The sequence below is a fragment of the Proteus genomosp. 6 genome (genome assembly GCF_040139785.1).
GTDB lineage: Bacteria > Pseudomonadota > Gammaproteobacteria > Enterobacterales > Enterobacteriaceae > Proteus.
The window spans coordinates 1-11,815 of sequence record NZ_JBEEVJ010000018.1 but is presented as its reverse complement, the minus strand read 5'-3'; the positions used below and the strand labels follow the sequence as shown (position 1 = coordinate 11,815).

Below are 11,815 nucleotides of genomic sequence, written 5' to 3'. Positions count from 1 at the left end.
TCAGCCCCCTGCAATTGCTTGGAAGAGAAGAATAGTATCGCCATCATTAATAAAATGTGTTTCCCAATTTTCACGGGGAACAATGGTTTCATTGACAGCAAGCGCCACACCGATGTGTGGCTGTTCTAACTGAATAAGGAGCTGACAGATAGTGACAGGCATATCCAGAGAATATTGTTCGTCATTTACGGTAATGTTCATGCTACCCCTCGACAAACAGGACATGTTTTTGATGGTGTTAAATGCAAAGTACTCCAATTTTGTTTTCTACCATCAAAAAGGCGAAGTTTCCCACTTAGAGAACAAGGTAAGCCTGAGAGTAATTTGATTGCTTCAAGGGCTTGAAGTGTGCCAATAACCCCAACAACAGGCCCTAATATACCTGCTGTTTTGCAGTTTCTTTGTGGCTCAGTTTCATCAGGATAAAGACAGTGATAGCAACCGTGAGTAAAAGGAGGTTCAAATACCATAAGCTGACCACTAAAGCCCACGGCACTGCCACTAATAAGCGGCGTTTGCTGTGCGACACAAGCACGGTTAATCGCTTGACGAGTGAGCATGTTATCGGTGCAATCTAAAACTAAATCGACCTCTTTAACTAATTTAGATAATGAATCATCATTAATACGTTGTTTATAAGAGGTAATTTTTATATCTGGATTTAGTGCAAGTAGAGACTGCTTTGCGATCTCTGATTTGGCATCGGGAATATCTTGAGTGCGATAAAGAATTTGACGCTGTAGATTAGAAACATGTAACTCATCATCATCCACTAAAATAAGCTCACCAATACCTGCACCAGCAAGATAAAGTGATGCGGGAGAGCCTAATCCACCAAGCCCAATAATCAATACCTTTGCTTGTTGAAGCTTGTTTTGACCTTCTAAGCCAATATCTTCTAACATCACTTGTCGGCTATAACGCATAAAATCATTATCATTTAGCATGATGGTTTTCCTTCCACTAATTCTAATAATTTACGAGTCACTTGTTGCCAATCTGGTGCTTTTGTTATTGCACTGACTAAGGCAACGCTCCCCACCCCAGTTGCAACAACATCAGGTACTCTTTCTAGTGAGATCCCACCAATAGCAACAGTTGGAAAATCAGGTGTCTGTTCTACTTGATGTTTGAGTGCCTTCAATCCTTGAGGTTTAGATGGCATATCTTTGGTCGTTGTTGGAAATATATGCCCTAATGCGATGTAAGATGGACGTAATGTTTTCGCTCTTTGTAATTCAACTTCGTCATGAGTGGAAATACCAAGGCGTAATCCTGATTGTTTAATGGCATTAAGATCAGCAATATCGAGATCTTCTTGGCCAAGATGAACACCATAAGCGTGATGTTTAATGGCGAGTTGCCAGTAATCGTTGATAAACAGTCTTGCGTGATACTGTTTGCCCAGTTTTATCGCTTCGATGATCTCTTGTTCAACGTCGTCTGGCTGTTTATCTTTTATGCGTAATTGCAGGGTGGTAACGCCTATTTTTAATAGGCGTTCGATCCATTCAACAGAATCAACAACAGGATAAAGCCCAAGCTTTTTTTCTGTTAATGCAAAAGGTGTATTAGAGGATCTGTTCATTTTCAGTCACCTCAACACTGGCGATTTCTGCACTGTGGTATAACTCACTTCCATGCTCTTTAAAGGCTTGAGACATTTGCTCCATACCTGCCGCATAATCGCGTACTTCTTGTGTTATCTTCATTGAGCAGAATTTAGGACCACACATCGAACAGAAATGAGCGACTTTTCCTGAAGCCTGAGGTAGCGTTTCATCGTGATATTGACGTGCAGTTTCAGGATCAAGAGCCAAGTTAAATTGGTCTTCCCATCTAAATTCAAAGCGCGCTTTCGACATTGCATTATCACGAATTTGAGCGCCGGGGTGTCCTTTTGCTAAATCGGCTGCATGAGCGGCGATTTTATAAGTGATAAGACCTTGTTTCACATCTTCTTTATTAGGTAAACCAAGGTGTTCTTTTGGCGTAACATAACAGAGCATTGCGCAACCAAACCAGCCAATCATTGCTGCACCAATACCTGATGTGAAGTGATCGTAACCCGGCGCAATATCTGTAGTGAGAGGGCCTAATGTATAAAATGGTGCTTCATGACAATGTTCCAATTCCTCTGTCATATTGCGGCGGATCATCTGCATTGGAACGTGGCCAGGGCCTTCTATCATGACTTGAACGTCATACTCCCATGCAATTTTTGTCAGTTCACCTAGAGTATGTAATTCAGAAAATTGTGCTTCATCATTGGCATCTTGAATCGAACCCGGTCTTAATCCATCTCCCAGTGAGAGGGAAACGTCATAAGCGGTACAAATTTCACAGATTTCACGGAAATGTTCGTAGAGGAAATTCTCTTTATGATGTGATAAACACCATTTTGCCATTATCGAACCGCCACGAGACACTATGCCCGTTAGGCGTTTTGCTGTCATTGGCACATAACGTAACAATACACCTGCATGAATAGTAAAATAATCAACCCCTTGCTCTGCTTGTTCAAGCAAGGTATCTCGGAACATTTCCCAAGTGAGATCTTCAGCAATACCGTTAACTTTCTCGAGTGCTTGATAAATTGGAACTGTACCAATAGGAACAGGGCTATTACGAATGATCCACTCACGCGTTTCATGAATATAACGGCCCGTTGAGAGATCCATTACGGTATCCGCTCCCCAGCGTGTAGACCAAATTAGCTTTTCAACTTCTTCTTCAATTGAGGAGGTGACCGAAGAGTTCCCGATATTGGCATTCACTTTCACTAAGAAATTACGACCAATAATCATTGGCTCTGATTCTGGGTGATTGATATTGGCAGGAATGATTGCTCGGCCAGCTGCAACTTCTTGGCGTACAAACTCAGGGGTAATATTGTCAGGGAGATGAGCACCAAAGCTAAACCCTGCGTGCTGTTGGCGTAAAACTTCGCTACGAATTCTCTCTCGCCCCATATTTTCACGAATAGCAATAAACTCCATTTCAGGCGTAATAATGCCTTGGCGAGCATAATGCAATTGGGTCACACTTTTGCCATTTAGCGCTTTTTTAGGGCTTGGTTTTAAGGGAAAACGCAGATGCTCTAATCCAGCATCAGAAAGGCGCTGTTGGGTGAAATCCGAACTTAAAAGTGAAAGCGTTTCAGTATCATTGCGCTCATCAATCCAAGGTTGGCGTATTTTTTTTAAGCCAAGGTTAACGTCAAGTTGAGAATCAGGATCACCATAAGGGCCTGATGTGTCATACACTGGTACAGGTTCATTATCTTCAAAAACAGGGGAATCTTTTGATCCTCCTACTAGCGTTTTATCAAGCTGGATCTCACGCATGGGTACTTGAATGTCAGTACGTGAGCCTTCGAGGTAAATGCGTTTTGAATTGGGGAAGCTTACGCCTTGAATGGTACTGATAAACTCTTGAGCAGCATCACGTTGCTCTTTTCGTGGACGCTGTTTGTTGATCGTTGGTGAAATATCTTTAACGGATATAGTTTGATTTTGGGACATAGCATTTCCTAATAAATATCATGCAGGCTATTAGCCTGTCGGGTGAATATTGAGAAAAATGCTTGTCTGGAGGTCGCAGGGAGTATCGACAGATAGGTGTATATAGATGTGTGAAAAATATACGCAATGAAGCTATCAAAAGGTCGAATCACTCTTGTTCCCTTCGCGGGTATTAACCCGATCAGGTTCCGCGGATCCCGAATTAACGGTCTCAGCCTGTGTTTATAATAGCCTTATAAACACTAGGCACTCCGACAAGAAGAAGTCCAGTATATGAAAGATTTTAAAAACTACAAGCCCGATATGGGTTATTTATTTAAATCCTAATATTGTTGTTCCCAACCTTTCATTTGTGAAATTTGAATAATGGTTACACTCAATAACATTAATATAATTTATGTTTTTAGTGAGTGGATGTTAATGAATCATAGAAGACAGAGATAATACATTGAGAGGTTCTTGCTAAAGAGAGTATCCTCTATTCTATATCATTATTTTGGATAGAATGGTCGTTATGCATTTATATACATTAACAGGCTCAGAAAAGGGCTGGTGGACAGTCAGTCTTGGTGGACGAGTGTGGTTACCTAAAGGTGAACTTCCGTTTGGCTTAGCTAAAGATTGGGATCTCATTGGTCAGCACGCCAAAATTGTGGGTGAATGGCAAGGTGAAACAGTTTGGCTTATTCATGGAAAAATGGATAACGACATGTGCTCACCAAGACTTATCGCCTCACAAGATGAAAACTTATTTAAATTAGTCGGTCGTGGTGTGCAACTGGCTGAGTTTTATCGTTCTCACCGTTTTTGTGGTTATTGTGGTTCTAAAATGCGTCATAGTGAGAGTGAATGGGCGTGTTTATGCGATAACTGCCATGAACGTTATTATCCGCAAATTGCCCCTTGCATTATTGTGGGTATTCGCCATGAAGATAAGATCTTATTAGCACATCATGTTAGGCATAAACATTCACCTCTTTACACTGTACTCGCTGGTTTTGTTGAGGTTGGTGAAACATTAGAAGAAGCAGTGGCTCGTGAAGTGTTTGAAGAGAGCAATATTCGTATTCGCAATATTCGCTATGTATCATCTCAGCCTTGGCCGTTTCCTCACTCTTTAATGATGGGATTTTTGGTCGATTATGATGGTGGCGAACTACAACATGATCCTTCTGAATTAATGAGTGCGGGTTGGTATCGTTACGATCAATTACCCCAGATCCCACCACCAGATACTATTGCTCGACGCTTGATAGAAGATACGATAGCGAATATCAGACAAGATAAAGAAAAGAGCTAAATAAAGGCGCTGTCTGCCAACAGTTATTTTTCCAGCATGTTACAATGCATGCTATTTTGCGGCCCTATTACTGTTAATGGAGTTAGTCATGAGTGAGTTGAAAAACGACCGCTATTTACGTGCGCTGTTGCGCCAACCTGTTGATGTCACCCCAGTTTGGATGATGCGTCAGGCAGGCAGATATCTTCCTGAATACAAGGAAACACGGGCACAGGCGGGAGATTTCATCTCATTGTGCAAAAATACAGAATTAGCATGTGAAGTGACATTACAGCCTTTAAGACGCTTCCCTTTAGATGCCGCTATTTTATTTTCTGATATTTTAACTATTCCAGATGCAATGGGGCTAGGTCTTTACTTTGAAACAGGTGAAGGCCCTCGTTTTAAATCACCTATCAACAGCCTTGCTGATATTCAAAAACTGTCTATTCCTGATCCTGAAGATGAACTGGGATATGTGATGAATGCAGTACGTGCCATTCGTCATGCATTACAAGGTAGTGTGCCATTAATTGGTTTTTCAGGAAGCCCTTGGACACTGGCAACCTATATGGTTGAGGGTGGAAGTAGTAAGGCCTTCACAAAAATTAAAAAAATGATGTATTCAGAGCCTCAAGCTCTACATCTATTACTGGATAAACTGGCAGATAGCGTTATTCTGTATCTGAATGCTCAAATTAAAGCGGGCGCACAATCTATCATGATCTTTGATACATGGGGTGGTGTGCTAACAGGGCGTGATTACCAACTCTTCTCATTACACTATATGCATAAGATTGTTGATGGTCTTATCCGTGAATATGATGGAAGAAAAGTACCAGTCACTTTATTTACCAAAGGTGGTGGCCGCTGGCTAGAAGCTATGGCTGCGACAGGTTGCGATGCATTAGGACTTGATTGGACGATTGATATTGAAGATGCACGCCGTCGAGTTGGGGATAAAGTTGCGCTACAAGGTAATATGGATCCTTCTATGCTGTATGCACAACCTGCCAGAATAGAACAAGAAGTCGAAACTATTCTTGCTGGGTTTGGTAAAGGCAACGGTCATGTCTTTAATCTTGGGCACGGTATTCATCAAGATGTTCCACCTGAACATGCTGGTGCATTTATTGATGCGGTTCACCGTTTATCGAAGCCTTATCATCAGGATAATGATTAATACCCAACAATTACGTCAGGAGCAGACAGAAAAAGCTCAACAGATTATTCTAACAGACCAATTCACAGCACCAACTTATATAGCTGGTGCTGATGTTGGTTTTGAAGACGGTGGCGCGGTCACTCGCGCTGCCATCGTGATAATGCATTACCCTTCTTTCGAAATTCTTGAATACCAAATCGCGCGAATTCCTACGACTCTTCCTTATATCCCCGGGTTGCTTTCATTTAGAGAGTGTCCAGCGTTACTCGCTGCTTGGCAATTAATCAAACAGAAGCCTTCTCTTATTTTTGTCGATGGACAAGGTATTGCTCATCCTAGAAGGCTTGGTGTTGCAAGTCATTTTGGTTTATTAGTGGATACACCGACTATTGGCGTGGCAAAAAGTCGCTTATGTGGCATTGATAAAGCAGTTAACGAAGAGGTGGGAAGCCATGAGCCGTTAATGGATAAGAATGAGCAAATAGGGTGGATTTATCGCAGTAAGAAAAAATGTAAACCCCTGTATGTTTCTCCGGGTCATAAAGTGAGTATGGAAGGTGCTTTGCAGTGGGTTGAGCGGTGTATGAAAGGATATCGATTGCCAGAACCAACGCGTTGGGCTGATGGTATTGCTTCAAATAGGCGATTATTTGAGCAGTTGAATAAGAATAAGCTCTAAATGACCGGGAAATATGTGGATATTTTTAATTTTCAGGTAAACTGCGCCTAAGTTAAGAAAATGAGTAATCACGAATGTTGAAGAACCCAATCCATTTACGTTTAGAAAAGCTAGAAGCTTGGCAACACCTGACGTTTATGGCATGCCTGTGTGAGAGAATGTACCCAAATTATCAGGTATTTTGTCGTGAAACAGGTTTTACCGATCCAATGCTTTATCGCCGTATTCTCGATCTGGTTTGGGAAACTTTAACGGTGAAAGATGCAAAGGTTAATTTTGATTCTCAATTAGAGAAATTAGAAGAAGTTATTCCTGATGCATCTCAGTTCGAGATTTATGGTGTCTATCCTGCGATTGATGCCTGTGTTGCACTTAGTGAAATTGTTCACTCTCGTTTAAGCGGTGAATCATTAAGTCACGCTATTGAAGTGAGTAAATTATCAGTAGGGACAGTTGCTTCACTTGAAATGACACAAGCAGAAAGAGAAATGAGTGAAGAAGAGCTTAGATCTCTACCTGCTGTTATTGAAGAATTCGATATCCAATGGGAAATTTACCGTCTACTTGTAGAATGTGAAGAAAGAGATGTCGAACTGATCAAAGGTCTACGTGCAGACCTTCGTGAAGCTGGAATGAGCAATATCGGTATAGAATTAACGCACTAAATCAGAAAAACGTGATTTAGTGCTTGAAAAGCGACGTTTAAAGACTTCACATCACCCCCGTGTATGTTCTACATTGGGTACGAAAAGAAGTGGCTCAGGTGTTTTACTTAATTTATCCTCTTAAAAAGATAAGTTAAGTTTTTTCACCAGATGTTTTTCAAACGATAAAACATACTTTAAGGACTATTTTATGAACAAAGCTGAATTAACCGAATCAGTTGCTGAAAAAGCGGATCTGACAAAAACTCAAGCAAAAGCTGCTATTGAAGCGTTTATCGATTCAGTAACAGGTGCTCTGAAAGAAGGCGATTCTGTACAGTTAGTTGGTTTCGGTACATTCAAGGTGAATCACCGTGCAGAGCGTACTGGTCGTAACCCTCAAACTGGTAAAGAAATTAAAATTGCAGCAGCTAACGTTCCTGCATTTACTGCCGGTAAAGCACTGAAAGACGCAGTAAAATAATTCCTTTGAACGGAATGAACAATAGAGGGGGATTTACTCCCCTTTTGTTGAAACGACAGGGGCTGTTAGCAATAGGATCTGCTTTTTTGCTCAGCGCCTGCTCCTCTACTGTGCAGCTACCTGAATTTTCTGCAACAGGTTATATTGCGGACGAAGGCATTGTGCGATTATGGCGTTTAAATAATACAGCGTCAGAACCTCAAGTGATCATGAGTGTTTATAGCTTTTATAAAAAGCCAGAAACTGTCATCACATTCTATGAGTATCGCCAAAATAAGCTTTGGCAAGTCCGCTCTGAAGTTATCAATCCTACCGAGCCCTCATCTTGGCACCTTCGTTTAAATAAACGTGGTGAAGTTATTTTCATGCAACAAGAAAGCCAGAAGCAAAAACGAGCATTAACAGAAGATGAACGTTTAAGAATGGTGTTTGCTGCAAGTAAAGAGCGTGAAATCAGCGAAGCGCTTACTATTGGGAAAGTAAATTTAGTACAGGGTGTCTGGTATCAAAATACAATGACAACATGTGCTGGCGAGAAGGTGAGTGTTTCATTTGAAGATCCAGAACAACGCTGGTTAAAAACAAGAACACGTAATTCAAGTAAGCCTTCTTATGTTGCTTGGCTTGATTCACCAGAAGGTAAGCAATTACTGATGGTTGCAGAACACGATTTTTGTAAATGGGAACCAACAAAAGAGAGTTTGTGATCACTCCCTTTTGCTGTTGTTAATTTATTTTTTTAAGCGTGCAATCGCTCGATAACCGATATCATGGCGATAAAAACTACCATCCCAATGAATACCTTTCGCTAAAGCATAAGCATTTTTTTGAGCTTGCTCGATATCATCACCTAATGCAGTCACACATAATACTCGCCCGCCAGCAGTGATAACTTCGCCTTTGTCATTGAGTGTTGTTCCAGCTTGAAATACCTTTGCCGTTGTTGACGATGTTGGTGTTAAGCCTTCGATAACATCACCTTGACGATAATCCGCAGGGTAACCGCCTGCTGCAATCACAATCCCTAAAGCTGGGCGAGGATCCCAATGGGAATCTTTATCTTTTAAATTACCTTTTGCTCCGGCTAAACAGAGTTCAACTAAGTCAGATTGCATACGCATCATAATAGGTTGAGTTTCTGGATCACCAAAACGACAGTTAAACTCAATAACTTTAGCAACACCTTGTTTATCAATCATCAGTCCAGCATAAAGGAAACCTTGGTAACGATGACCTTCAGATGCCATTCCCTTTACTGTTGGATAAATGATTTTTTTCATTACTTGCTGGTGGATTTCTGGTGTAACAACAGGTGCAGGTGAATATGCACCCATTCCTCCTGTATTCGGGCCAGTATCTCCATCGCCAACACGTTTATGATCTTGGCTTGTTGCCATTGGAATAACATGTTCACCGTCAACCATGACAATAAAACTAGCTTCTTCGCCATCAAGAAATTCTTCGATAACAATGCGGTGCCCTGCATCACCAAAAACATTGCCAGCCAGCATATCTTTAATGGCAGCTTCAGCCTCAGCTTGTGTCATTGCAACAATAACGCCTTTACCTGCTGCTAAACCATCTGCTTTGATAACAATCGGCGCGCCCACTTTATTGAGGTACTCAAGTGCAGGCGCTATCTCTGTAAAATTTTGATAATCCGCAGTTGGAATTTTATGTCGAGCTAAAAAATCTTTTGTAAAGGCTTTAGAACCCTCTAATTGAGCGGCTCCTTTTGTTGGACCAAAGATGGTCAGTCCCGCTGCTTTAAAGGCATCAACAACACCAATAACAAGTGGGGCTTCAGGGCCAACAATCGTTAAATCAATATTATTCTCTAGAGCAAAGGCAATTAATGCAGGAATATCCGTTGCACTGATTGCAACGTTTTGTACGCCTTGCTCTAACGCTGTTCCAGCATTACCCGGCGCAACAAAGACTTGTGTAGTAAGCGGTGATTGAACGGCTTTCCAAGCTAAAGCATGCTCACGACCACCATTACCAATAATCAAAATCTTCATATCAATACCTTATTAATGACGGAAGTGGCGCATATTGGTGAAAATCATCGCGATGTTATGTTCATTTGCAGCTGCAATCACTTCATCATCACGAATTGAACCACCAGGTTGAATAACACAAGTCACACCGGCAAGTGCTGCCGCATCAATACCATCTCTAAATGGGAAGAATGCATCTGATGCCATTGCACAACCTGCAACTTCTAAGCCTTCATCAGCGGCTTTAATCCCCGCGATTTTTGCAGAATACACACGGCTCATTTGCCCTGCACCAATACCGACAGTCATATCGTTTTTTGCGTAAACAATGGCATTTGATTTTACAAATTTTGCGACTTTCCAGCAGAAGAGTGCATCTTTAAGTTCACGTTCACTTGGTTGACGTTGAGTAACTACTCTTAAGTTTTCTTCTTTTACCATACCCAAGTCACGATCTTGAACTAATAATCCACCATTAACACGTTTGAAATCTAACGCTGGTTTGGCTTCTTGCCATTGACCACAAGCTAATACACGAACATTTGGTTTTGTTTCTAAAATCGGTAGCGCATCTTCATTAATAGAAGGAGCAATGATCACTTCAACAAACTGGCGTTCGATGATTGCACTTGCTGTTTTTGCATCTAATGGGCGATTGAATGCGATAATACCGCCAAATGCAGAAGTTGGATCGGTTTTAAATGCATTGTCATATGCTTGTGTGAGAGTGTTCGCAATTGCAACTCCACAAGGGTTTGCATGTTTCACAATAACACATGCAGGCTCGGAGAATGATTTCACACATTCTAACGCGGCATCAGTATCAGCGATGTTGTTATAAGAAAGTGCTTTGCCTTGTAATTGGTTTGCAGTGGCAATAGATGCTTCCTCTATATTCTCTTCTATATAGAAAGCTGCTTGCTGATGAGCATTTTCACCATAACGCATATCTTGTTTCTTTATATAGTTCAGATTTAAGGTACGGGGGAAAGTACCTGATGGTTGTGAAGTATCACCATAATAAGGTGCAACCTTCTGACCAAAGTAGTTAGCAATCATTCCGTCGTAAGCAGCTGTATGTTCAAAGGCTTTAATCGCCAAATCAAAGCGTGTGTCTAAAGTAAGACTATTTTCGTGATTATCCATTTCTTCAATCACTCTTTCATAGTCATTACTATTTACTACAATCGTAACGTCTTTATGATTTTTTGCTGCGGAGCGAACCATTGTTGGTCCACCAATATCGATATTCTCCACTGCATCTGCTAATGAGCAATCTGGGCGAGCTACCGTCTTAGCGAAAGGATAAAGATTTACGACGACCATATCGATAGGTCGAATTTCATGTTCTTCCATAATCGCATCGTCTTGTCCACGACGACCTAAAATTCCACCATGTACTTTAGGGTGCAGCGTTTTCACTCTGCCATCCATCATTTCTGGGAAACCTGTGTAATCGGAGACTTCAATAACCGGTAAGCCAGCTTCTGCTAATAGACGTGCGGTTCCACCTGTCGATAAGAGTTCTACTTCTCTTTCAACAAGTGCTTTAGCAAATTCTAAAATACCTGCTTTATCAGACACACTTAAAAGTGCACGGCGGATAGGACGAAGATGTTGCATGAGTTTTATCCCTTGGGGTTGGTATAACGGTAGTAATGGTGAAGTTAAATCACATTAATACAGTGAAATTGTGTTTGCTTAACTAACATTTCAGAAGATGGACACAAAATCAATCTTACTTAATCGGTCATTATAATAACGCAAACGTTTGCGTTTGACATGCTAATTTTATGTAAAAAGACAGTCTGTGGATAAAATTGTTGATAAGTGCGTATAAGTGGGGGTTTTGCTGTGGAATTAAGCAAACGATTTTTTTTCTAAAAAAAACTATTGCCAGCCTCAGAAAACTCCCTATAATGCGTCCTCGTTGTCACGGCAAACCACGTTAAGTGAGTTAGCCGAGAGAACGAAGAAAAAAGTGAAAAGCCTTGAAAATAAACGCTTGACACTGAATGAGGAAGATGTAGAATGCACCTC

Annotated in this window: 12 protein-coding genes and 1 riboswitch; of the genes, 6 read left to right on the top strand and 6 right to left on the bottom strand. The window is 41.1% G+C overall.

Going from position 1 to position 11,815, the window contains the following annotated elements:
* The 4 genes from thiS to thiC are packed head-to-tail and all read right to left on the bottom strand — an operon-like array spanning nt 1 to nt 3,524.
* Nucleotides 1-201 carry a sulfur carrier protein ThiS gene (gene thiS / locus ABN212_RS17490; RefSeq protein WP_109374347.1) on the bottom strand — a complete coding sequence of 67 codons (201 nt, stop codon included), beginning with the start codon at nt 199-201 and terminating at the stop codon, nt 1-3.
* Nucleotides 198-947, bottom strand: a complete 750-nt coding sequence (locus ABN212_RS17485) for a HesA/MoeB/ThiF family protein (protein WP_198621054.1) — start codon at nt 945-947, stop codon at nt 198-200. The genes thiS and ABN212_RS17485 overlap by 4 nt, the downstream gene beginning before the upstream one ends.
* Nucleotides 941-1,588 carry a thiamine phosphate synthase gene (thiE, locus tag ABN212_RS17480; RefSeq protein ID WP_198621055.1) on the bottom strand — a complete coding sequence of 216 codons (648 nt, stop codon included), beginning with the start codon at nt 1,586-1,588 and terminating at the stop codon, nt 941-943. The genes ABN212_RS17485 and thiE overlap by 7 nt, the downstream gene beginning before the upstream one ends.
* Nucleotides 1,572-3,524, bottom strand: coding sequence for a phosphomethylpyrimidine synthase ThiC (thiC, locus tag ABN212_RS17475; protein WP_196534400.1), 1,953 nt, complete (start codon nt 3,522-3,524; stop codon nt 1,572-1,574). Before thiC ends, thiE begins: the two co-directional genes overlap by 17 nt.
* Nucleotides 3,525-3,665: 141 nt before the next feature.
* A riboswitch (TPP riboswitch) is annotated at nt 3,666-3,788 on the bottom strand.
* Between the two features lie 250 nt (nt 3,789-4,038).
* Between thiC and nudC the strand changes: the two genes are divergently transcribed.
* The 6 genes from nudC (at nt 4,039) to ABN212_RS17445 (ending at nt 8,482) form a co-directional block, all read left to right on the top strand.
* Nucleotides 4,039-4,824 (top strand): NAD(+) diphosphatase, encoded by a 786-nt coding sequence (gene nudC / locus ABN212_RS17470; RefSeq protein ID WP_349443529.1) that lies wholly within the window; start codon nt 4,039-4,041, stop codon nt 4,822-4,824.
* A gap of 88 nt (nt 4,825-4,912) precedes the next feature.
* Nucleotides 4,913-5,986, top strand: a complete 1,074-nt coding sequence (gene hemE / locus ABN212_RS17465) for a uroporphyrinogen decarboxylase (RefSeq protein ID WP_349443528.1) — start codon at nt 4,913-4,915, stop codon at nt 5,984-5,986.
* Nucleotides 5,979-6,647 carry a deoxyribonuclease V gene (gene nfi, locus ABN212_RS17460; protein WP_198621057.1) on the top strand — a complete coding sequence of 223 codons (669 nt, stop codon included), beginning with the start codon at nt 5,979-5,981 and terminating at the stop codon, nt 6,645-6,647. The genes hemE and nfi overlap by 8 nt, the downstream gene beginning before the upstream one ends.
* 74 nt (nt 6,648-6,721) lie before the next feature.
* A complete protein-coding gene (locus tag ABN212_RS17455) occupies nt 6,722-7,312 on the top strand; it encodes a YjaG family protein (RefSeq protein ID WP_349443527.1) in 591 nt (196 codons plus the stop codon).
* Nucleotides 7,313-7,502: 190 nt separating this feature from the next.
* A complete protein-coding gene (locus ABN212_RS17450; protein WP_004246922.1) occupies nt 7,503-7,775 on the top strand; it encodes an HU family DNA-binding protein in 273 nt (90 codons plus the stop codon).
* A 44-nt stretch (nt 7,776-7,819) separates the two neighbouring features.
* A complete protein-coding gene (locus ABN212_RS17445) occupies nt 7,820-8,482 on the top strand; it encodes a DUF1481 domain-containing protein (RefSeq protein WP_232797662.1) in 663 nt (220 codons plus the stop codon).
* A gap of 24 nt (nt 8,483-8,506) precedes the next feature.
* Here ABN212_RS17445 and purD read toward each other — a convergent pair whose 3' ends face one another.
* Both purD and purH read right to left on the bottom strand, forming a co-directional pair.
* Complete coding sequence (purD, locus tag ABN212_RS17440; protein WP_349443525.1) at nt 8,507-9,796, bottom strand: phosphoribosylamine--glycine ligase; 1,290 nt, start codon at nt 9,794-9,796, stop codon at nt 8,507-8,509.
* A 12-nt stretch (nt 9,797-9,808) separates the two neighbouring features.
* The gene (gene purH, locus ABN212_RS17435; protein ID WP_151436270.1) at nt 9,809-11,398 is read right to left on the bottom strand and encodes a bifunctional phosphoribosylaminoimidazolecarboxamide formyltransferase/IMP cyclohydrolase; all 1,590 of its coding nucleotides are present in this window, start codon (nt 11,396-11,398) and stop codon (nt 9,809-9,811) included.
* Nucleotides 11,399-11,815 lie beyond the last annotated feature (417 nt).

What these genes read in the sequence shown, in the direction of transcription:
- nudC (WP_349443529.1), top strand. Translation starts at nt 4,039, where the DNA reads ATGCATTTATATACATTAACAGGCTCAGAAAAGGGCTGGTGGACAGTC.
- thiE (WP_198621055.1), bottom strand. Translation starts at nt 1,588, where the DNA reads ATGAACAGATCCTCTAATACACCTTTTGCATTAACAGAAAAAAAGCTT.
- hemE (WP_349443528.1), top strand. Translation starts at nt 4,913, where the DNA reads ATGAGTGAGTTGAAAAACGACCGCTATTTACGTGCGCTGTTGCGCCAA.
- purD (WP_349443525.1), bottom strand. Translation starts at nt 9,796, where the DNA reads ATGAAGATTTTGATTATTGGTAATGGTGGTCGTGAGCATGCTTTAGCT.
- thiC (WP_196534400.1), bottom strand. Translation starts at nt 3,524, where the DNA reads ATGTCCCAAAATCAAACTATATCCGTTAAAGATATTTCACCAACGATC.
- nfi (WP_198621057.1), top strand. Translation starts at nt 5,979, where the DNA reads ATGATTAATACCCAACAATTACGTCAGGAGCAGACAGAAAAAGCTCAA.
- purH (WP_151436270.1), bottom strand. Translation starts at nt 11,398, where the DNA reads ATGCAACATCTTCGTCCTATCCGCCGTGCACTTTTAAGTGTGTCTGAT.
- thiS (WP_109374347.1), bottom strand. Translation starts at nt 201, where the DNA reads ATGAACATTACCGTAAATGACGAACAATATTCTCTGGATATGCCTGTC.
- ABN212_RS17485 (WP_198621054.1), bottom strand. Translation starts at nt 947, where the DNA reads ATGCTAAATGATAATGATTTTATGCGTTATAGCCGACAAGTGATGTTA.
- ABN212_RS17455 (WP_349443527.1), top strand. Translation starts at nt 6,722, where the DNA reads ATGTTGAAGAACCCAATCCATTTACGTTTAGAAAAGCTAGAAGCTTGG.
- ABN212_RS17450 (WP_004246922.1), top strand. Translation starts at nt 7,503, where the DNA reads ATGAACAAAGCTGAATTAACCGAATCAGTTGCTGAAAAAGCGGATCTG.